Source organism: Cupriavidus respiraculi, from assembly GCF_914271545.1.
Taxonomy (GTDB): Bacteria; Pseudomonadota; Gammaproteobacteria; order Burkholderiales; family Burkholderiaceae; genus Cupriavidus; species Cupriavidus respiraculi.
On record NZ_CAJZAH010000007.1, the window covers coordinates 16,887 to 37,174 of the forward strand.

Annotated in this window: 21 protein-coding genes; 7 read left to right on the plus strand and 14 right to left on the minus strand. The window is 70.7% G+C overall.

Translation table 11 applies throughout. The annotated features are described in order from the left end of the window. Nucleotides 1-178 precede the first annotated feature (178 nt). Nucleotides 179-673: a D-glycero-beta-D-manno-heptose 1-phosphate adenylyltransferase gene (gene rfaE2 / locus LDO27_RS22160; RefSeq protein ID WP_224044022.1), complete on the plus strand. Its 495-nt coding sequence runs from the start codon at nt 179-181 to the stop codon at nt 671-673. Between the two features lie 32 nt (nt 674-705). Here the strand turns inward: rfaE2 and LDO27_RS22165 are convergent, their stop codons facing one another. Further along, nucleotides 706-1,542: a type III pantothenate kinase gene (locus LDO27_RS22165; protein ID WP_224044024.1), complete on the minus strand. Its 837-nt coding sequence runs from the start codon at nt 1,540-1,542 to the stop codon at nt 706-708. Beyond that, complete coding sequence (locus LDO27_RS22170; protein ID WP_224044026.1) at nt 1,539-2,426, minus strand: biotin--[acetyl-CoA-carboxylase] ligase; 888 nt, start codon at nt 2,424-2,426, stop codon at nt 1,539-1,541. The genes LDO27_RS22165 and LDO27_RS22170 overlap by 4 nt, the downstream gene beginning before the upstream one ends. A 175-nt stretch (nt 2,427-2,601) precedes the next feature. On the opposite strand from LDO27_RS22170, the gene LDO27_RS22175 reads away from it, so the two are divergent. From LDO27_RS22175 to LDO27_RS22195, 5 genes are all read left to right on the plus strand, one after another. Then, on the plus strand, nt 2,602-3,726 hold the full coding sequence (locus LDO27_RS22175) for an MlaE family ABC transporter permease (RefSeq protein ID WP_222202836.1): 1,125 nt from the start codon (nt 2,602-2,604) through the stop codon (nt 3,724-3,726). Next, entirely contained in the window at nt 3,723-4,559 is an 837-nt protein-coding gene (locus LDO27_RS22180) for an ABC transporter ATP-binding protein (protein ID WP_222202837.1), read from the plus strand. Before LDO27_RS22175 ends, LDO27_RS22180 begins: the two co-directional genes overlap by 4 nt. Then, nucleotides 4,559-5,500: an MlaD family protein gene (locus tag LDO27_RS22185; protein ID WP_222202842.1), complete on the plus strand. Its 942-nt coding sequence runs from the start codon at nt 4,559-4,561 to the stop codon at nt 5,498-5,500. The genes LDO27_RS22180 and LDO27_RS22185 overlap by 1 nt, the downstream gene beginning before the upstream one ends. 92 nt (nt 5,501-5,592) lie before the next feature. After that, on the plus strand, nt 5,593-6,216 hold the full coding sequence (locus tag LDO27_RS22190) for an ABC-type transport auxiliary lipoprotein family protein (protein ID WP_224044027.1): 624 nt from the start codon (nt 5,593-5,595) through the stop codon (nt 6,214-6,216). 27 nt (nt 6,217-6,243) lie between these two features. Continuing rightward, entirely contained in the window at nt 6,244-7,506 is a 1,263-nt protein-coding gene (locus tag LDO27_RS22195; protein ID WP_222202849.1) for a VanZ family protein, read from the plus strand. A 15-nt stretch (nt 7,507-7,521) separates the two neighbouring features. Here LDO27_RS22195 and pcp read toward each other — a convergent pair whose 3' ends face one another. From pcp to LDO27_RS22230, 7 genes are all read right to left on the minus strand, one after another. After that, entirely contained in the window at nt 7,522-8,178 is a 657-nt protein-coding gene (pcp, locus tag LDO27_RS22200; protein ID WP_224044029.1) for a pyroglutamyl-peptidase I, read from the minus strand. Between the two features lie 50 nt (nt 8,179-8,228). Continuing rightward, nucleotides 8,229-8,969: a 5-oxoprolinase subunit PxpA gene (gene pxpA / locus LDO27_RS22205; protein ID WP_224044030.1), complete on the minus strand. Its 741-nt coding sequence runs from the start codon at nt 8,967-8,969 to the stop codon at nt 8,229-8,231. An 86-nt stretch (nt 8,970-9,055) separates the two neighbouring features. After that, nucleotides 9,056-10,081 carry a 5-oxoprolinase subunit C family protein gene (locus tag LDO27_RS22210; protein ID WP_224044032.1) on the minus strand — a complete coding sequence of 342 codons (1,026 nt, stop codon included), beginning with the start codon at nt 10,079-10,081 and terminating at the stop codon, nt 9,056-9,058. Next, nucleotides 10,078-10,728, minus strand: coding sequence for a 5-oxoprolinase subunit PxpB (gene pxpB, locus LDO27_RS22215; protein ID WP_224044034.1), 651 nt, complete (start codon nt 10,726-10,728; stop codon nt 10,078-10,080). The genes LDO27_RS22210 and pxpB overlap by 4 nt, the downstream gene beginning before the upstream one ends. 249 nt (nt 10,729-10,977) lie before the next feature. After that, the gene (gene lipA, locus LDO27_RS22220; RefSeq protein ID WP_222202856.1) at nt 10,978-11,973 is read right to left on the minus strand and encodes a lipoyl synthase; all 996 of its coding nucleotides are present in this window, start codon (nt 11,971-11,973) and stop codon (nt 10,978-10,980) included. A gap of 67 nt (nt 11,974-12,040) precedes the next feature. Continuing rightward, complete coding sequence (gene lipB, locus LDO27_RS22225) at nt 12,041-12,766, minus strand: lipoyl(octanoyl) transferase LipB (protein ID WP_224044035.1); 726 nt, start codon at nt 12,764-12,766, stop codon at nt 12,041-12,043. Nucleotides 12,767-12,917: 151 nt separating this feature from the next. Then, nucleotides 12,918-13,280 carry a DUF2917 domain-containing protein gene (locus tag LDO27_RS22230; protein WP_222202861.1) on the minus strand — a complete coding sequence of 121 codons (363 nt, stop codon included), beginning with the start codon at nt 13,278-13,280 and terminating at the stop codon, nt 12,918-12,920. Nucleotides 13,281-13,582: 302 nt separating this feature from the next. Here LDO27_RS22230 and LDO27_RS22235 point away from each other — a divergent pair, with 302 nt between their 5' ends. Further along, nucleotides 13,583-14,509, plus strand: coding sequence for a transcriptional regulator GcvA (locus LDO27_RS22235; RefSeq protein ID WP_377747222.1), 927 nt, complete (start codon nt 13,583-13,585; stop codon nt 14,507-14,509). Between the two features lie 13 nt (nt 14,510-14,522). Here LDO27_RS22235 and LDO27_RS22240 read toward each other — a convergent pair whose 3' ends face one another. The 5 genes from LDO27_RS22240 to gatB all read right to left on the minus strand — a co-directional run bounded on the left by LDO27_RS22240 (nt 14,523) and on the right by gatB (nt 20,232). Continuing rightward, on the minus strand, nt 14,523-15,623 hold the full coding sequence (locus LDO27_RS22240; protein WP_224044039.1) for a tyrosine recombinase XerC: 1,101 nt from the start codon (nt 15,621-15,623) through the stop codon (nt 14,523-14,525). A gap of 10 nt (nt 15,624-15,633) precedes the next feature. Next, the gene (locus LDO27_RS22245) at nt 15,634-16,302 is read right to left on the minus strand and encodes a DUF484 family protein (RefSeq protein ID WP_222202867.1); all 669 of its coding nucleotides are present in this window, start codon (nt 16,300-16,302) and stop codon (nt 15,634-15,636) included. Between the two features lie 77 nt (nt 16,303-16,379). Then, nucleotides 16,380-18,002 (minus strand): hypothetical protein, encoded by a 1,623-nt coding sequence (locus tag LDO27_RS22250; RefSeq protein ID WP_224044041.1) that lies wholly within the window; start codon nt 18,000-18,002, stop codon nt 16,380-16,382. 1 nt (nt 18,003) lies between these two features. Then, a complete protein-coding gene (locus tag LDO27_RS22255; RefSeq protein ID WP_222202871.1) occupies nt 18,004-18,444 on the minus strand; it encodes a type III secretion system chaperone in 441 nt (146 codons plus the stop codon). Nucleotides 18,445-18,774: 330 nt separating this feature from the next. Beyond that, the gene (gene gatB, locus LDO27_RS22260; protein WP_224044042.1) at nt 18,775-20,232 is read right to left on the minus strand and encodes an Asp-tRNA(Asn)/Glu-tRNA(Gln) amidotransferase subunit GatB; all 1,458 of its coding nucleotides are present in this window, start codon (nt 20,230-20,232) and stop codon (nt 18,775-18,777) included. Nucleotides 20,233-20,288: the final 56 nt, after the last annotated feature.

The following is a 20,288-nucleotide window of genomic DNA, read 5'->3' on the forward strand; positions in this document are numbered from 1 at the left end:
ATGCCGGTGTCCGACGGAAACCCAAGCCGTCGGCTCCGCGCACGATCTGGCCAGAACTGTGTAGCAGCCCTTCCTGCAATGGCTGCCTCTTTCTCCGGTGCCATTTCCTCCCTGTCGCGGACCGCAAACCCATCCCGGCCGCCAGACTCCATCGCGGCCGGCGCCACACACCGGAACCATGGCCGCCCCGAATTTCGAATCCAAACTGGTCCCCCCGGGGAACCCCGAAGCGCTGCAACGACAGCTTTCCGCCCTCCCCCGCCCCATGGTCTTCACCAACGGGGTATTCGACATCCTGCATCGGGGCCATGCCACCTATCTGGCGCAGGCCCGCGCCATGGGTGCGAGCCTCGTGGTCGGCGTCAACAGCGACGCTTCGGTGCGCATGCTTGGCAAGGGCGACGACCGGCCGCTGAACAGCGAGGCGGACCGCATGGCGCTGTTGGCCGCGCTGGAATCGGTGGACCTGGTGGTGATGTTTACCGAGCAGACGCCGGTCGAACTGATTCGGCAAGTGCGCCCGGACATCTATGTGAAGGGCGGCGACTACGATATCGATACGCTGGAGGAAACGCGGGTGGTCCGCAGCTGGGGCGGGCAGGCGCATGCGATCGCGTTCCTGCACGACCGCTCCACCACCAAGCTGCTGCACAAGGTGCGGCAAGGCGGCTGAGCGAGATACCTCCCGCGCGCCGGCGCCCGGCGTCAGCCAGCCGTGGCGCCAGCCATCACGTGCAGGCCCAGCAGTACCAGGTTGTCATGCATCTCGAAGGGCATCGGCAGCGCGGGCGCCAGCACGTGGCGGGCGCCGCCGGACAGCAGGCAGTGGGCCGGTCCGAGCGCTGACAGCGCCCGCCATGCGCGTTCGATGGCGCCCACCTGGGCGGCGAGGCAACCCGCGGCGATGGCGTCGTGCGTGTTGTCGGCCCAGGGCGCCCGGGCCGCCGCGTCCTGCGGATCCACCGCAGGCAGCTGCGCGGTATTGCGGGCGAGCGCGTTCATCATCAGCTCCAGCCCCGGCAGGATCTGTCCGCCGGCGAAGCGCGCGCCGCCATCGGGCTGCGCGAGCACGACGTCCAGCGTGGTCGCCGTGCCGGCGGTGACGATCAGCAGATGGCCGGCGCGCCGGAACGCGCGGGCCCCCACGCTCCCGGTCCAGCGGTCCACGCCCAGCTGCGTCGGTTCCCGGTAGCCGTTGACCAGTTCGCCCGCCGCGGCGGCGCTGCGCACCCAATGGATGCCGGGCAGCACGCCGAAGACCGCGGCCAGCGCGGCGTCGACACGCTCGGCCACCACGGGACCGGCCACGTTGCTGATCCAGACCGCCGGTGGCGCGCCGGCCGCCGAGGCCAGCGGCAACAGCGGCCGCCATTGCGCGGCCAGCGCGTCGGCGTCGTGGTGCGCGACCGCGCTGGCGTGGCGCCACGGTGTCGGCAGCGCTGCCGCGGCGTCCACGTTCGCGTGCGTATCGCACCAGGCCCATTTCAGGCGCGTATTGCCGATATCGATCAGCAGCAGCGGCGACGAGGGCGACGCGCTCATGCCTGCGCCCCGGCAACCGCGCCGCCCGCCGTGGCTGGCCGCAACGACAGTTCCCCGCTGGCGATGCGCTGCAGACCGGCATCGGTCTCCAGCAGCAGATGGCCCTCGCCATCCACGCCGCGCGCCATGCCCTGGGCCAGCAGCCGGCCGTCATGCAGCAGCCGCACCGGCTGGTCCCGGTAGGCATCGTGGGCGCACCAGCGTGGCGCCATCGGGCCGAAGCCCTGCGCCAGGAAATCGGCGTGCATGGCGGCGAGCCGGTTCAGCACGGCGGCCAGCAAGGCGGTAGGCCCTTGCACGACGTCGAAGCCGGTCGCGATCTCCGTCACGCCGGCCAGTTCGCGGCCCAGTGCGGCCTCCATTGCGGGATCGCGCACGAGGTTCAGGCCGATGCCGATCACCGCCCACACGCGTTCGGGCCCGGCCGGCACCGACTCGATCAAGATGCCGGCCAACTTGCGTTCGTCGATCTGCAGGTCGTTGGGCCACTTGAGCCCCACCGCGCGGCCCAGCGCCGGCTCGAAGTCAGCCAGCGCCTCGGCCAGCGCCAGCCCGACCGCCAGGCTCAGTCCGCTCAGCCGCGCCGGCGGCAGCGCCAGGGGCAGCGCCACCGAGAAGGTCAGGCCCGCCTGCCCCTGCCACGGGCGCCCCTGCCGGCCACGGCCGGCGCTCTGCCGGTAGGCCGCGCGCACGCGGCCGCCGCCGCCCCAACCGGCCTCGCGCACCGCGCGCGACAGGTCCGCATTGGTGGAACCGGTTTCGTCGACGATTTCCAGCAGCCAGTCGCGCGCGGTGCCGCCTAGCGCGGCGCGCAGGGACGGCGCGTCGATGCGCCACGGCGCAGGGGCTGGATTGGCTTGAAAATCGGGCGGGTCGGCTGGCATGGGAAGGCGCGGAAGCGGGGCGGGAAAGCGGTCAGCCCGCATTGTAGCCGCGGCCCCCGCGGGCGATCGCCGCGACGGCCGTGGCGCCCGCGCCCGCCCTTCGCCCGACCGTGGTGCTTCGCGATGCCCCCCGCGTGGCTTAGAATCGGCACTCGTTCATCAGATCACCGACCCTTTGGAACGCTATACGAGGCCAGATCTCGAGGTCACCCGGCAGGACGGCGCGGCGGCGGTACGCCTGCAAGGCGACTGGACCGCCCTGTCGCTGACCGAGGACCGCTGCGCGTTCGAGCTGCGCCGCCAGCTGCGCGAACTGGCGGGCGAGCGGACGCGATGGTCGCTCGCCGACATGGGCCGCCTGGACCATATCGGCGCGCAGCTGCTGTGGCAGGGTTGGGGCGCGAAGATGCCGGCCGCGCTCGAAGCGAACGACGGCCAGCGCCGCACGATCGAGCGGATCGCGGCGGTGCAGCGGCAGGGGTGGAAGAAGCGCATGGTCGAACGCTTCAACCCGATCACCCTCTTGGGCGCGTCGATCCTGTCGATGCTGTCGCAGCTGGGCAATGGCATCACCATGCTGGGCCAGCTGATGCTGGACCTGCTGCGCTTTGCCGCCGCGCCGCGCCGCGGCCCCTGGCGCGAGATCTCGGCGAACATCTACAACGCGGGTTACAAGGCGCTGGGCATCACGGCGCTGGTGGGCTTCCTGATCGGCATCGTGCTCGCCTATCTGTCTGCCAACCAGCTGCGCACCTTCGGCGCCAGCATCTTTATCGTCAATATCCTGGGCATGGCGGTGATCCGCGAACTCGGCCCGGTGCTGGCCGCGATCCTGGTCGCGGGCCGCTCGGGTTCGGCCATCACGGCGCAGATCGGCGTGATGCGGGTCACGGAGGAACTGGACGCGATGCGCGTGATGGGCATTCCGCACGGCTTCCGCCTGATCATGCCGCGCGTGGTGGCGCTGTCGATCGCGATGCCGCTGCTGGTGTTCTGGACGGACCTGATGGCGCTCGCCGGGGGCATCATGGCCGCGCGGCTGCAACTGGGCATCAGCGCCACGTTCTTCCTGCGCGAGCTGCCGGAAGCGGTGCCGGTGGCCAATCTGTGGTTCGGCCTGGGCAAGGGCGTGGCGTTCGGCATCCTGATCGCGCTGACCGCCTGCCACTTCGGGCTGCGCATCAAGCCCAATACCCAGAGCCTGGGCGAAGGCACCACCGCGTCGGTGGTCACCTCCATCACGATGGTGATCGTGGCCGACGCCATCTTCGCCATCCTGTTCCGGAACGTCGGCATATGAGCGCGGACACCGGCCGCATGCCGGCAGACACCATCATCGAGGTACGCGACCTGGTCAAGCGCTTCGGCAAGGCCGTGGTGCACGACCATCTGAACCTCGACGTGTACCGCGGCGAGGTGCTGTCCATCGTGGGAGGATCGGGCACCGGCAAGACGGTGCTGCTGCGGCAGATCGTCGGACTGGAGCGGCCCACCTCCGGCACCATCCGCCTGTTCGGCGAGGACGCGACCCGGCTCGGCGCGCGCGAGCGCCAGTCGATGCGCAACCGCTGGGGCATGCAGTTCCAGCGCGGCGCGCTGTTCTCGGCGCTGTCGGTGCTCGACAATATCGCGCTGCCGCTGCGTGAACTTCGCTGCCTGCCCGACAATCTGATCTGCGAGGCGTCGCTGCTCAAGCTCGAGCTGGTCGGCCTGTCCGCCAAGGACGCGGACAAGATGCCGGCGGACCTGTCCGGCGGCATGGTCAAGCGCGTGGCGCTGGCCCGGGCGCTGGCGCTGGAGCCGGAGCTCGTGTTCCTGGACGAGCCCACGGCGGGCCTGGATCCGATGGCCTCCGACGACTATGTGGCGCTGATCCGCGACCTGCGCCGCGAACTGGGACTGACGGTGGTAATGGTGACGCACGACCTGGACACCCTGGTCGCGCTGTCGGACCGCGTCGCCGTGCTGGCCGACCGCAAGGTGCTGGCGGCGCTGCCGCTGCCGCAACTGGTGAAGGTCGACCATCCCTTCATCCACGAATATTTTCTCGGCGAGCGCGGCCAGCGCGCGCTGCAGGCCCTGCCCTCGCCGGCGAGCCCGATGCCCGGCGACGGGCAGTCTGGAGAGATGTAATGGAAAACAAGTCCAACGCCTTCCTCGCGGGCGTCTTCACCATCGGCCTGGTGGTGCTGACCGCGGCGGCGATCTTCTGGTTCAGCACCGACCATACCGAGCGCGTGCCGTTCGACCTGGTGACCCGCTCCACCGTCAACGGCCTCGGCCCCCAGGCCGACGTCAAGTATCGCGGCCTCGACGTCGGCAAGGTCGTCTCGATCCGCTTCGATCCGTCCGTGCCCGGCCAGATCATCGTGCGCATCAGCGTCGACAAGAACGCGCCGATCACGCGTACGACCTACGCCACGCTGGGCTTTCAGGGCGTGACCGGCATCGCCTACGTGCAACTGGACGACACCGCCGCGCAGGAAGGCAGCAATGCGCCGTCCCCGCCGCTGGCCACTTCCGAGCGCGCGGTCGCGCAGATCACGATGCGCCCCGGCTTCCTGGAGCAACTGGAAAAGCGTGGGGATACGCTGCTGACGCAGGCCGAGATGCTGATGACCTCGATCAACGACATGTTCCAGGGCGAGAACCGCCGCGAGGTCATGACGACGATTCGCTCGGTCAAGGAAGCGGCCGACGACTACGCGCGCCTCGCGCGCCGGCTGGAGCCGGCCGTGCGCGACCTGCCCCAGGTCACCGCCAACCTGAACGCCACGCTGGCGTCCACGCGGCGGCTCGCGCAGGAACTGGGCAGCCCCAACGGCACGCTGCTGCGCACGGTCGACAACGTGGGCACCGATCTGCAAAGCGCCGCGCAGTCGGTGCAGACCGCGGCCGGCAGCCTGGGCGAGGACACCCTGCCGCAGATCAACGGCCTCACACGCGACGCGCGCCAGACGGTGCGCTCGCTGGACCGCGCCGCCAGCCAGTTCAACGACAGTCCGCAGAGCGTGCTGTTCGGCGGCTCGGCGACGCCGCCCGGTCCGGGCGAACCGGGCTTCAGCGCGCCATGAAGGCCGCCACGAGGATCGCCATGAGACTGCGCACCACGTCGGCCATCCGGTCCCCACGCGGGTGGACCATCGAACTTCATTCAAGGCATGTCATGACACGTCTGCTTTCCCCGTTCCGCCGCGCGCGGGCCGCGCTCGCGGCGCTGGCCATCGGCGCCGTACTGGCCGGCTGCTCGCTGGTGCCCGACACGCAACCGGTGGTGACCTACGACCTGGGCCCCGCCGTCGCCACGACCGCGGCCACGCCGGCGGCCGCCACGCCGCTGCCGCCCCTGCGGGTCTTTCCCACCGACGGTCCGGCGTGGCTTGACGGCAATGCCATCTACTACCGGCTGCACTATGCGCAGGCCGAACGGCTGCAGCCTTACGCCACCCAGCGCTGGGTGATGTCGCCGGTGCGGCTGTTCGACGAGCGCATGCGCGAGGCCATCTCCGCCCGTGGCGCGCTGGGCTGGACCGGCGACAAGGCCACGCCGGCGCTGAAGGTGGACCTGCTGGACTTCGAGCAGGTGTTCGACAGCGCCACCGCCAGCCGTGGCGTGGTGCGCGCGCGGGCCACGGTGTTCCGCGACGGCGTGGTCGGGCAGAAGACCTTCGTGGCCGAGCAGCCGGCCCCGTCGGCCGATGGCGCCGGCGGCGTCAAGGCGCTGGCGGCGAGCTCCGACGCGGTGGTCCACGCGATCATGGACTGGGTCGCGACCCTGCCGCTGCGCTAGCCAGGGCGACGGACAAGGCAAATTCGCATGGCCACGGTCGATCCCGCAACGGCCTCCCCGCCGCCACCGCCCCCGGTACAACCCGCCGACGCGGCCCCGGCTCCGCGGCATTCGCCGCTCGCGCGCGTGGGCCTGCTGTGCTTCACGCTGCTGGTGATTTTCGCCAGCCTGTATCCGTTCACGGGCTGGACCGACAACGGCATCTCGCCCTTCGCCTTCCTGACCGCGCCCAAGCCGCGCTATATCACCGACTTCGACCTGCTGACCAATGTGATCGGCTATTGCCCGCTGGGCGCGCTGGTGGTGTTCTCGCTGCATCCGCGCGTCTCGGGCACGCGCGCCACGCTGGTGGCGCTGGTGGCCGGCGCGCTGCTGTCGGCCGTGCTCGAGGCGCTGCAGACCTGGCTGCCCAACCGCATCTCGTCGAACATCGACCTGATCACCAATGCGCTCGGCGCGCTGCTGGGCGCGGCCATCGCCGCGCCGTTCGCCGCGGCGATGATCGACCGCGGTGCGCTGCGCCAGCTGCGCATCAGCTGGTTCGAGCCGCACGCCAGCTTCGCCATCATGCTGATCCTGCTGTGGCCGTTCGCGCAGATCTTTCCGCAGGAGCATCTGTTCGGCATGGGCGGCATCGTGCGTCAGTGGCTGACCGATCCGGATTCATGGCCGATGCAGCTGCTGCAGATGGTGCTGCCCGGCGTGACCACGATCCAGGAGGACCTGGGCCTGCGCCCCGACGACATGCACAGCCAGGAGTTGCTGGAATCGCTGGTGACGGCCTGCGCCTGGCTTGGCACTGGCCTGTTCGCCTCGGTGGCGATGCGCCGGCAGGCCCCGATGCTGGGCATTCTGGCGGCGCTGCTCTCCAGCGCGCTGCTGCTCAAGGCCTGGGTGTCGGAGCTGCAGTTCCGCGCCGACAGCCCGTTCAACTGGCTGTCGGAGGGCGGCCGCTTCGGCCTGCTGACCGGCTCGCTGCTGCTGGTGCTGCTGCTGCGGGTGCCGCGCTGGCTGCGCGGGGTGATCGCCATGGCGGCGCTGGCGGCGCTGGTGGTGCTGACCAACCTGCTGCCGTCCAATCCCTATGCGTGGATCTCGGACGAGAGCTGGCGCCTGGGCCGCTACGTCCATTTCAACAGCCTGTCCCAGTGGCTGGGCTGGCTGTGGCCGTTCCTGGCCTTCTGCTATGTGGCCTGGCGCTTCGAGCAGTTCGGCCTGCGCCGGCGCAGCGAACGGCGCGCGCGGCGACGCGCGGCGCGCCGCGCCGGCGGCGGAAATCCGGACGCCTGAGCGCGAAGGCAGGGCTCAGTGCAGCTGGCCGCCGCTCTCGCGGGCGTCGGTCGCGGTGGACAGCGCGGTGGCCACCGCGCAACGCAGCCCCGCCACCAGCGTGGCGAGCGCCAGGCTGGGCTGGCCCGGGTGACGCGCCGCCTGCTCCGGCAGGTAGGGGATATGGATGAAGCCGCCGCGCGTATTGCGATCGCGGTCGCCGTGGCCGGCGAGCGCATGCATCAGCCCGTAGAACACGTGGTTGCAGACGAAGGTGCCGGCCGTCTGCGAGACCGAGGCGGGAATGCCCGCGGCGCGCATGTCGCGCACCATGGCCTTGATCGGCAGCGTCGAGAAGTACGCGGCCGGGCCCCCGCCGGCGATGGGCTCGTCCACCGGCTGGCGGCCGGCGTTGTCGGCGATCCGCGCATCGTCGATATTGATGGCCACCCGCTCCACCGACATCTCGGCCCGGCCTCCGGCCTGGCCCACGGCGATGGCAACGGCCGGCCGCAACTCTTCCAGCAGCGCCGCCATCGCGTCGATCGCCGCGCCGAACACGCACGGCAGCCGGCGCGCCACGATCACCGCGTCGCCCACGCGCTCGCCGTCCAGCGCGCGCACCGCCTCCCATGACGGATTGATGGGCTCGTTATCGAAGGGCTCGAAGCCGGTCAGCAGCACGGTACGCATCGCAGGTCCTCGGGATGGGTTCACATCGGCGTCAACGGCGCTCTTCCGCGTCAACCGCCGGCCCGCACGGCGATGCCTTCTGCGCCGAGCCGCTCGCGGATGCGCCGCGCGAAGGCCAGCGCGTGCGCGCCGTCGCCATGCAGGCAGACCGTCTCGGCGCGGATCGGCACCCAGCTGCCGTCGACGGCGCGCACCTTCTGCTCGCGCACCATGGACAGGGTCTGGTCCAGCGCCACCTGCTCGTCCTCGTGCAGCGCGCCCGGCGTGCCGCGCCTGACCAGTGAGCCGTCCGGGTTGTAGCCGCGGTCGGCGAAGACTTCCTCCTTGACCTTCAGCCCCGCCTCGCGCGCGGCGCGGATCATCGCGCTGCCGGCCAGGCCGAAGAAGATCAGCCCGCCATCGAAGTCGCGCACCGCGCGCACGATGGCGCCGGCCAGCACGGGATCGCGCGCCGCCTGGTTGTACAGCGCGCCGTGCGCCTTCACATGGGCCAGCCGGCCGCCCTCGGCCCGCGCGATGGCCGCCAGCGCGCCGATCTGGTACAGCACGTCGGCGTAGACGAGCTCCGGCGCGCGGTTCATCTCGGTGCGGCCGAAGTTCTCGCGATCCGGATAGCTGGGATGCGCGCCGATGGCCACGCCGCGCGCCAGCGCCCATTGCACCGTCTGGCGCATGGTCGCGGCGTCGCCCGCGTGCCAGCCGCAGGCGATATTGGCCGAGCTGATCAGGTCCAGCAGCGCCTCGTCGTTGCCGCAGCCTTCGCCGAGGTCGGCGTTCAGATCGATTTGCATGGCTCTCTCCTTGTCGATGCGCGCGGCCGGCGCGCGGCGGTGCGGTGCTGTCCGGTTACGTCGTTACGGTGAGCTCCGCGGCCGGTTCAGACCACGGACCGCGTGATGGCGCGGCGGCGCGCGGCGAGCGGCGCGCCGCCCGCACCCGCCTGCCACGCCAGCGCCAGATCCACCTGGCGCAGGTAGCGGTCCAGCGCGGCCTGCGCCTCGGCCGCCTCTTCCAGCGAGACACGCACGAAACGTACCGCGCCGCCCAGCGGCGCCTGCGCGAGCCGCCACAGGTCGGCGCCGATCACCACGCCGATCTTGGGATAGCCTCCGGTGGTCTGCGCGTCCGCCATCAGCGCGATCGGCTGGCCGCCCGGCGGCACCTGCATCACGCCCGGCACCACGCCGTGCGAGAGCAGGTCGGCGCCCTGCCAGGCCAGGCGCGCCAGCGCCGGGCCCTGCAGCCGGAAGCCCATGCGGTTGCTGTTCGGCGTCACGGTCCAGTCCGCCTCCCACAGCGCGGCCTGCGAGGCCGCGTCGAACTGCTCGTATTCGGTACCCGGCAGCATGCGGATCGGCATGGCGGTGCCCAGAGGCTTTACGGGCATGGCCCAGCCCGGTGCCTGCACACCCAACGAACCCTGCTCGGCGGCCACCCCGGGCCTGCCCACCGGCAGCCGGTCGCCGTCGCACAGCGCGCGGCCGGCGAAGCCGCCGAAACCCGCCTTCAGGTCGGTGCTGCGCGAGCCCATCACCGGCGGCACGTCGATGCCGCCCGCCACGCAGAGGTAGGTGCGGGTGCCGCCCTGCGCCGCCGGCAGCGTCAGCGTCTGCCCCTCGCGCACGTCGAAGGCGTGCCAGGACCAGACAGGCACGCCGTCCAGGTTCGCGCGGCAATCGGCGCCGGCCAGCGCCACGCGCATGTCGGCACGGAAACGCACCGCGGCGCGGCCGAGCGTAAATTCGATCGCGGCGCAGTCCGCGGCGTTGCCCACCAGCCGGTTGCCGACCGTCAGCGCCACGCGGTCCAGCGCGCCGGTGCTGCCGACGCCGAAGCGCCGATAGCCCGTGCGGCCCAGGTCCTGGACGGCGGCCAGCGCGCCGGGACGCAGGATCTCGATCACGCGAGCACCTCCTGCGCCACGAAGCGCACCGTGTCGCCCGGTGCGAACAGGGATGGCGGATCGCGGTCGGCCACGAACAGCGCGGCATCGGTATGGCCGATCAGCTGCCAGCCGCCGGGCGCGGTGGCCGGATAGATGCCGGTCTGCTCGCCGCCGATGCCCACCGAGCCGGCCGGCACCGCCATGCGCGGCTCGGCGCGGCGCGGCGTGGCGAGGGCGGGCTCCAGCCCGCCCATATAGGCGAAGCCGGGCTGGAAGCCGAGGAAGTAGACGACGTACTCGCCGGCGCTGTGCCGGCGCACCACCTCGCGCGGACTCAGGCCGGTATGGGCCGCCACGTCGGCCAGGTCGGGCCCGTGCTCGCCGCCATAGCGCACGGGAATCTCCACCAGCTTGCCGGTGGTATTGCGCGATTCGCCCGATGCCCAGGCCAGCTTCAGGTTGCGCTCCAGCGCCTCCGGGTCGGCCTGGCCGTCGAACACCAGCGTGAGGTTGTTCATGCCGGGCACCACGTCGACTACGCCGCGCCAGTCCCCGGCGCGCTCGGCCATGGCCCAGATGCGGCGCTGCACCTCCAGCGTAGCGGGCGGCGCTACGCTGCAAAGCAGGGCGTGCTCGGCAAGACGGTGAACGGTGCAACGGGTCATTGGCGGTGTCGGTGGTGGCCCAGCGTGCAGTGTAAGCCGCAGCAAGCCTGCGGAGCGCAAGCACAGGCCGAATATCGCTTCCGGTAATTCATCGACAATTTATCTACAAATCATCATAAAGGAACGGGCGGAGCCGGGCAGTCGGGGTTGACCCTAGGTGCGCGGCCGGGACCCTTTACGGGGCGCGGACGAAAAAAAAACCGGCCGGTGTGGCACCGGCCGGTTTTCCCTGGCTGGACTGCTGTCGCCTTACGCGAAGCCGGCCAGATGCGCCTGTTCGTCGGCGTGGTAGGAGCTGCGCACCATCGCGCCCACGGCGGCGTGGGTGAAGCCCATCTTGTAGGCCTCTTCCTCGAACATCTTGAAGGTGTCGGGATGCACGTAGCGGGTCACCGGCAGGTGGTGGTTCGACGGCGCCAGATATTGGCCGATGGTCAGCATGTCGATATCGTGGGCCCGCATGTCGCGCATGACTTCGAGAATTTCCTCGTCGGTCTCGCCCAGGCCCACCATCAGGCCGGACTTGGTGGCCACGTCCGGGCAGCGGCGCTTGAACTCCTGCAGCAGCTTCAGCGAGTGCGCATAGTCGGCGCCCGGGCGCGCCTGCTTGTACAGGCGCGGCACCGTTTCCAGGTTGTGGTTCATCACGTCGGGCGGGTTGCCCTGCAGGATGTCCAGCGCCTTGTCCAGGCGGCCGCGGAAGTCGGGCACCAGCACCTCGATGCGGGTGAGGGGCGACAGCGCGCGGGTTTCGCGGATGCAGTCGACGAAATGGCCCGCGCCGCCGTCGCGCAGGTCGTCGCGGTCCACGCTGGTGATCACCACGTAGTTCAGCTTCAGCTGGGCGATGGTGCGCGCCAGATTGCCCGGCTCGTTGACGTCGAGCGGATCGGGACGGCCGTGACCCACGTCGCAGAACGGACAGCGGCGGGTGCACTTGTCGCCCATGATCATGAAGGTGGCCGTGCCCTTGCCGAAGCATTCGCCGATATTGGGGCAGCTCGCCTCCTCGCACACCGTCACCAGGTTGTTGGCGCGCAGGATGTCCTTGATCTCGTAGAAGCGGGAATTGCCGGTGGCCGCCTTCACGCGGATCCATTCGGGCTTCTTCAGCTTCTCGGCCGGCACGATCTTGATCGGAATGCGGGCCGTCTTGTCGGCGGACTTCTGCTTGCGGGTCGGGTCGTAGGCCTCGGGGGCCGTTGCGGGTGCTTCGCTGGAAGCGGCGATCAGGGCATCGCTCATCGTGTTCTCCGCACGCCCTCTGGCGTGCAATGTCGGCTAACCCGGCGCAATGCCGGTTCAGGCTGTGTCAGGCCGTGGCGGCAGACCGATCCGCCGCGACCGCGCGCTCGTGCGCCGCCGTCAGCACCTCGCACAGGGCCGCCGCCAGGCGCCGCGCGATCTCGGGTTGATGTGCCGCGCTCACCGGCTCGGCACGCAGTTCTCCACTGGCATCCGCCGCGCCGCGCGTGGCGCCGGCGCCGGCCATGTCGACCGTCTCGAGGCCGGCATAGCCGCAGGGGTTGATGCGCAGGAAAGGCGCAAGGTCCATCTCCACGTTCAGACTGACACCGTGATAGCTGCAACCGTTGCGGATCTTGAGGCCGAGCGCGGCAATCTTGGCGCCGCGGTGCGGCCCCGCGGACAGATAGATGCCGGGGGCGCCGGGCTTGCGTTCGGCTGCGAGATTATACGCCGCCAGCGTATCGAGTACCGCCTGCTCGATGCCGTGGACCAGTTCGCGCACCATCAACTTGCGCCGGCGCAGGTCCAGCAACAGGTAGACGACGATCTGGCCGGGGCCGTGGTAGGTGATCTGCCCGCCCCGGTCGATCCGTACCAGCGGGATCGCGGGGTCGGGTGCCAGCAGGTGCGAGGGATCGCCGGCCTGCCCGAGCGTATAGACCGGGGGATGTTCGACGACCCAGATCTGGTCGGGGGTGTCGGGCGTGCGCGCGTCGGTGAAGGCGCGCATCTCGTCGAAGCAGGCCTGGTAATCCACGCGGCCCCGTTCGAGGACTTCGATATCTGGCATGCCCGAGAGTGTAACGAAAAGGGCCGGATCGCTCCGGCCCCTGTCGTGTCATGGGTTTGCGCCGCCCGGGCCCGCCGCCTCTGGCGCGCGGCGAGAATGCACCAGCCGCAGGGGGCCGCGGGCGATGCCGCCCGCCGCCGGCCCCACCGCGTCAGGCGGCCGTGACGACGTTCTGGCTAGGCGTCCATTCCGTGCCTCGAACCAGCCGGCGTCCGATGCGCGCCACGACGTGGCCGAGGTGGGTGCCGGCGGGCCGGCGCGCTTCGGCGATCAGGGCCAGCCGCACCGGGCGCTGGGCGCGCGGATCGACGCTTAGCGTGACCTCTTCTCCCGCCGACAGCAGCAGGCTGCCGCCGCAGCGCAGCCAGTAGTCGGCCGAATCGCTATCGCGCGTGGCCCACAGGTCGACCCCGGCGGCATCCTCGACGTGCAGGCGCTGCGCGGTGTGGATCGACAAGGTCGTGACTTCGCCCGGGCTCAGGGAAAAAACGGTCGTTGTGAGCAAGGTTTCCATTTTGTGCACCCTTCAGATGACTTGGCCCGTCAGCTTCACCCGCCGGAATGGCGCTTCCGGGATCGTTGCCCCCGCAGGGGGCGGGCCGGAAATCGATGCAAAACCGCAGTGCCGATGGAGTGCATTCTAGTGATTGCCAAGGCGCTGCCAAAACGATATATATTGCGCTGGCTTGTTAGCAAAACTCACAACGGGAAGCCTTTGCGAACGCCGTTCGCAGCGGCCTTGCAGTACCGCACAGCCCCGTTCCCAATGTCATTCCGGAGTCCACCATGGCGTTCAAACTGTCCCGGGACGTCGACATGCCGCGCGCCTGGCACCGCGAACTGCCGCGCCTGCCGGCGCTGACCGCGCTGCGCGCGTTCGAGGCCGCCGCCCGCCACGAGAGTTTTTCCCGGGCGGCCACCGAGCTGTTCGTCACGCATGGCGCGGTCAGCCATCAGGTGCGGGCGCTGGAGGAAGAGCTCGGCCTGCCGCTGTTCGAGCGCCACGGCAAGCGCGTGAAGCTGACGCCGTCGGGCCGCGTCTACGCCGAACGGGTGCGCGACGCGATGCTGCAGATCGCGGACGCGACGCGCGTGCTGCAGGCCGGTGCCCGCGACAAGCGCCTGACCATCAGCACCATGCCGTCGTTCGCGGCGCGCTGGCTCACGCCGCGCATCGGCAGCTTTATCGAGCGCCACCCGGAGTTCGACGTCGAGCTGATGTCCTCCAACACGCTGGTGGACTTTGCCCGCGAGGAGGTCGACGTGGCGCTGCGCATGGGCAGCGGCGACTATCCCGGCCTGTATGTCGAGCGGCTGATCGACGATGTCTTCTTTCCCGTCTGCAGCCCCGACTTCAATGGCGGCAACCTGCCGCGAGCGCCCGCCGACATGCAGGGCTTGCCGCTGCTGCGCGGCGAGGGCGATCCGTGGAAACCGTGGTTCGAGGCGGCCGGGCTGGACTGGCCCGAGCCGCGCAAGGGCCTGTTCATGGAGGACTCGTCGCTGCTGCTGCAGGCCGCCGCCGCCGGCCAGGGCATTGCGCTGATCCGCTCCTCGCTGGCCTACAACGACCTGCTGGCCGGGCGCGTGGTGCGGCTGTTCGACGTGACCATCCCGTGTCCGTGGCTGCTGTATTTCGTCTGCGCGCCGGCCATGCTGCAAACCCCGAAGGTCCAGGCGTTCCGCGAGTGGCTGATGCCGGAAATGGAGGCGTTTCGCGCCGTGCTGGCGCAGTGGCGCTAGGCCGCCGGCCGCGCTAGCGGCCGCTCGTCCCGTCGATGTCGTTCCCGCCGTCGGCGCGCGGTGCGCCGTCGTCCGCGGTGGACCCCACGCGGCCCGCGCGGGGATGGGCCTTGTCGTAGACCTTGGCCAGGTGCTGGAAGTCCAGCGCGGTATAGATCTGCGTGGTGGACACGCTGGCATGGCCCAGCATCTCCTGCACCGCGCGCAGGTCGCCGGAGGATTGCAGCACGTGCGTGGCGAACGAGTGCCGCAGCATGTGGGGATGCACGTCGGCCGGCACGCCGGCGCGAATGCCCTGCTGCTTGATGCGCAGGCGCACCGTGCGATCCGACAGCCGGCGGCCGCGCGCGGTCAGGAACAGCGCATGCGCGTCCGAGGGCTCGGCCGTGGGACGCAGCCACGCACCGCGCACCGCCAGCCAGCCGCGCAGCGCGGCGACGGCCTTGGCACCGACCGGCACGGTGCGCCGGCGCGAGCCCTTGCCGATCACCGTGACCTCGGCGCTCGCCAGGTCGATCCAACCGTTGGAGCGGTAGGCGCCATCCTCGACGTAGCGGGCATCGAGCTGAACGAGCTCCGATACGCGCAGCCCGCTCGAATAGCACAACTCGTAGACCGCCTGGTCCCGCAGCGCCTCGGGACCCTCGCCGGGCGGCTGGGCCACCAGCGCCACCGCATGCTCCACGGACAGCGCCTTGGGCAGCGGACGGCCGGCCTTGGGCGCGCGCACGCCCTCCACCGGATTGGCGGTGACGCCGTGCCCATGGCGCGCCGCCCACAGATAGAAGCCCCGCCATGCCGACAGGGCGCGCGCGATGCTGCTGGCGGCGAGACCCGAGGCGCGCAGGCGCGCGGCGATATGACGGATATGGTCGGTGCGCAGCGCGACCACGGCATGCCCGGGCGCGTGGCGGGCGGCCTGCGACTGCAGCACGCCGAGCTCGCGGGCGTAGCCGGTCAGCGTGTGCGCGGCCAGCTTGCGGCTGGTCGCCAGCCATTGCAGGTACGCCAGGATCAGCGGGTCGGTGGCCGCTGGCGCGGCGTCGGCATCCGTGCCGGCCGGTGGCGCGCCAGCAGCGGGCGCGGAGCCGGGAGCGGGCCGCGAGGCTGCCATGGCGGGAGACTCAGTCGCGCAGGCGGTTCAGCGCGGCGCCCGCGACTTCGCCGATCTGGGCCAGATAGGCGGTGCCCATGCCTTCGTGGAAGCGGCGCGCGTCGGGCGAACCCAGCACCAGCAGCCCGAAGGCGGGCCCCGGTCCGTCGTCCTCGCGACCCGGCGCGCGCAGCGTCACCATCGCCAGCGATGCGATGTCGTCGCGCTCCAGCCAGGCCGCGGCCTCGAAGCCGCTGTTCGGTCCGCAGTACGGGGTACGCAGGCCGTCGGCGAACAGCCGCACGTCGTCGCTGATACCTTGCGCCACCTCCATGTGGGTGTAGCTCTCCGCCACGCCCCACAGCCGCAACGCCACCGCGGGGACGTCGAAGACCTGCTGCAGGCCGTCCTGCACGGCGTACGGCAACGCGTGCGCATCCGGCTCGGCCAGCAGGCGCAGTTGCCACGTGTGCATGCGGCGCTGGGTACGGTCGTTCTCGTGGCCGTGACGCACCAGGTCCGCGAGCCGCAGCTCCAGGCCCTTGTTCTTCTCGCGCAGGATTTCCATCTGGCGCTCCTGCAGCGACACCGCGCGATGGCTGTGCGGGCTGGTCAGCTGCACCGCCGCCAGCAACTCGGCGTGGTCTTCGAAGAACTGGGGATTGGTCTGCAGATAAGTGGCGACGTCTTGCGGATTCATTGGGTGTCCAGCGGAATATGTCCGCCGGAGTTTAGCAAAGGTCGCCAGCGAAGACGGCGCTACCGCCGCGGTCCCGCTCATACGGACGCTCGCCGCAAAGCGACCGGATGCCAGCCAGGCGCGGATTTCGCCGCGGCCGCGGTCGGCGTGCCCGCGGGCACGATTCCCGTCAACGCCGCGTCGAGGTCCAGATGCACCTCCGCGCCGCGGCGCTCCACGCCTGGAAGGGTCACGCCGAACTGGTCCATCGTCTGGTGGAAACGCTCGCCGAAGTCCAGCGCCGCGCGTTCCATCCGCCTTGCATCCGCATGCCGCACCGAACCGGCGGCATCGCATTGCACGCACGCGGCCTCGGCCTGTCGCGCGATGTCGTAGAGCGCTTCCACGGCCGCGGCGACGAACGGCAGGCCGTGATCGTCGACGGCCGCGAGAATGGCTTTGTAGCGCGGCGCGATCAGCCCGGCGCGAATGGCGTCCGCGATCAGCGCCACGAAGGGCGCATGGATCGCGGTCTTCAGGGCCCCCTTGGCAACGTGCTCCAGCCGCTCGACGCGATGCGCGCCGCCCTTGCCCCCGAAGCGGGTCGTGACGAAGTGGAGCATGTGGGCGACATTGCGGTGCGCCGCCTCGACGCCATAGGCCAGCCGCCGGCCGATGCCGGCCGGCTCGCGCAGGCGCAGCGGCGGCCATCCCGCCTTCTCGAACTTGACGAAGAGCTGCGTGCCGCCGGTGCCGGGTTCGCGCAGCGTGTCGAACAGCAACGCCCCGCCGCCGCCGGGAAAGCGCTTGCGCATGTCTTCGATGCCGAACTGCCGGGGCGACGCGCCCGCGAACAGGCCCAGCCAGCGGAACCGCTCGGTGGCGGCCGACTTGCTGGCGAAGTGCGTGGAAGGGCGGGGATGGGCTTGCGGCGCGCCTTGCAGGAAGCGGTAGAGGCGCTGCTCCGGATCCCGCATGACCAGCGAGCCGTTGGTGACCATCTCGCTCAGGACGGCCGGCGGCGCATCGTCCAGCGGCCCGCTCGCGCGCGCCGCCGTGTCCTGCGCCGCGGCCACCGCCATCATGTACCAGGTGAGCGCGCGCGCCAGCCAGGCGTTGCAGCGCACCGCGTGGCCTTCGAGCCGGGCGGTACCCTGGTCGTCGCCCGGCAGCGCCGGCTGGCGCAGCGCGAGCGCGAGGTTCTGGCCGGCATGGACGAGCTCGGTGATCTCCCGCGGCGTCAGTGGCGTTCCGATCCTTGCCGCGTAGGCGTGCAGCACGCCGAGCGCCGCTTCGTCGATGCCGCGAGCCCGCTTGCGCAGCAGCGCGCCTTCGACCGCCGGCGCGAGCCCCGTCCCGCCCGCCCCGCCGCTGCCGTCGACCGCCCGGCACAGCCTTGCCGCCAGGCGCATGCCTGCGTGCAGCACAAGGGCCGGCACGGCCAGCGGCAGGCCCAGCACCACGCCGGCCAGCGCCAGGCCGGCGGCCTTGAACACCGCCGCCGTGCGCTCGCGATGCGTCAGCACCGTGCGGCGGCGCTGGCCGTCGCCGGGCCGCACCAGCCGCGCGGCGAGCCCGTCGACGATGCCCGTGGCAGGGCCGCCGGGCGTTGCCGCCGCAGGCCAAGTGCGATCGGCGGCGTGGATGATGGCGCCGGCGTCGCGCGCGCCATGCGGCGGTCGCGCCGGCGGGGCCGTCAGCAGTGGCAGGCCATTGGGCATGTCAGGCACTCACCCCTCGCATCGACACGATGCGGCGCTCGCCCTCGGGCGCTTCGAGCCTGCCGCGCCAGAAATCCGCCACGTCGGCGAAGTCGCCCAGCAGCCCGGTCAGCGCTGCGCCGTCCAGGCGCTCCAGCGCAAAGCGTGCCCACAGCATGACGGTGCCGGTGTCCTGCTGGACGCCCAGCGTGCAGCCGCCGGTTCCCGCGCCCAGATAGTTGGCTTCGAGCAGGCCGCGCAACTGCGACGCGTCCGCGTTGGCCGCCAGGCGGCCGACCTGCGTGAACAGGTGGATATCGCCCGGACCGTCCGCGGCGGGCTCGTGGGAAACGCCAATGACGTTGCCGTCGATCTCGATTTCCTCGGTCTGCAACAGCTGGTCGGGCGCGATGGCGACGGCGAGCGCAGCCTGGCGGAGCAGCTCCTCGTAAGACGATGGCATGGCTCAGACTCGGTGAATGGCGTGGCTAGCGGGGCCGTGTGGGGACGCGGCAGCGGCAAGGCGCCAGATGGGATGGCACGAATGCGCGCCAATGTAGAGGCGTCGCACCGGCATCGTCTTCCGCTTTGCGCGGCAAGCCTAGCTTCGCGCACGCCGTTGTGCCGGGGCATCAGGTATCGGCCTGATTTCGGCGGGCATGCCGCGTGCGGGCTCGGGCGCGCGCAGGCCGATGCGATACGCAGACGAGGGAGGAGAGGACGGCGGAAGGAGGGAGAGAGGAAGGCCGGACGCCACGCCAGGCGGCGTCCGGGGTTGCGGGGTGCCCCCCGCTCAGCCCAGCTTCTGCTTCAGCAGGGCATTGACCTGGGCCGGATTGCCCTTGCCCTTGGTGGCCTTCATGGCCTGGCCGACCAGCGCGTTGAACGCTTTTTCCTTGCCGGCGCGGAATTCCTCCACCGACTTGGCATTGGCCGCCAGCACCTCGTCGATGATGCGCTCCAGCTCGCCGGTGTCGGACATCTGCTTCAGGCCCTTGGCCGCGATGATCGCGTCGGCGTCGCCGCCCGCCTCGCCCGCCCACATGGCCGGGAACACGTCCTTCTTCGCGGTGTTGTTCGACACGGTGCCATCGGCGATGCGCGCGAGCAGCGTCGCCAGCTGGGCCGGCTTGACCGGCGCCGCGTCCAGCTCGATGCCCTCGCGGTTCAGCAGCGACGCCACGTCGCCCATCAGCCAGTTGGCCGCCGGCTTGGCGTTCGCCGCGCCGGCCGCCGCCACCACGGCCTCGAACCAGCTGGCCATGGACTTCGTCGCGGTCAGCACGCTCGCGTCATAGGCCGACAGCCCGTACTGCGAAACGAAGCGCGCCTGCATCGCGGCGGGCAGCTCCGGCATGCCGGCCTTGACGCGGTCGATCCAGGCCGGCTCGATCTCCAGCGGCAGCAGGTCCGGGTCGGGGAAGTAGCGGTAGTCGTGCGCGTCTTCCTTGGTGCGCATCGCGCGCGTCTCGCCGGTGTCCGGGTTGAACAGCACCGTGGCCTGCTGGATGGCGCGGCCGTCCTCGATCTCGGCGATCTGCCACTGGATCTCGTATTCGATGGCCTGCTGCAGGAAGCGGAACGAGTTCAGGTTCTTGATCTCGCGCCGCGTGCCGAGCTTGTCGCTGCCCATGGGTCGCACCGACACGTTGGCGTCGCAGCGGAAGCTGCCTTCCTGCATGTTGCCGTCGCAAATGCCCAGCCACACCACCAGCGAATGCAGCGCGCGGGCGTAGGCCACGGCCTCGGCGGCGCTGCGCATTTCCGGCTCCGTCACGATCTCCAGCAGCGGCGTGCCGGCGCGGTTCAGGTCGATCCCGGTCATGCCGGCGAAGTCCTCGTGCAGCGACTTGCCGGCGTCCTCTTCGAGGTGGGCGCGGGTCAGGTTGACGGTCTTCTCGTACGACTCGCCCTTCTTGCCCTCGACCTGGAACGTGAGGCTCCCGCCCTGCACCACCGGGATCTCGTACTGGCTGATCTGGTAGCCCTTGGGCAGATCGGGATAGAAGTAATTCTTGCGCGCGAACACGCTTTGGGGCGCGATCGTCGCGCCGATGGCCAGGCCGAACTGGATCGCGCGCTCGACCGCGGCGCGGTTGAGCACCGGCAGCGTGCCGGGCAGCGCCAGGTCAACCGGGCAGGCCTGCGTGTTGGGCGCCGCGCCGAAGGCGGTGGACGCGCCGGAAAAAATCTTGGAGGCCGTCGACAACTGCGTATGCGTCTCGAGGCCGATCACCACTTCCCATTGCATGGCGGTATTCCTGTTCTCTTCGTTGGCGGCGGGCCGCGGCCCGCCTCCTGGTATCT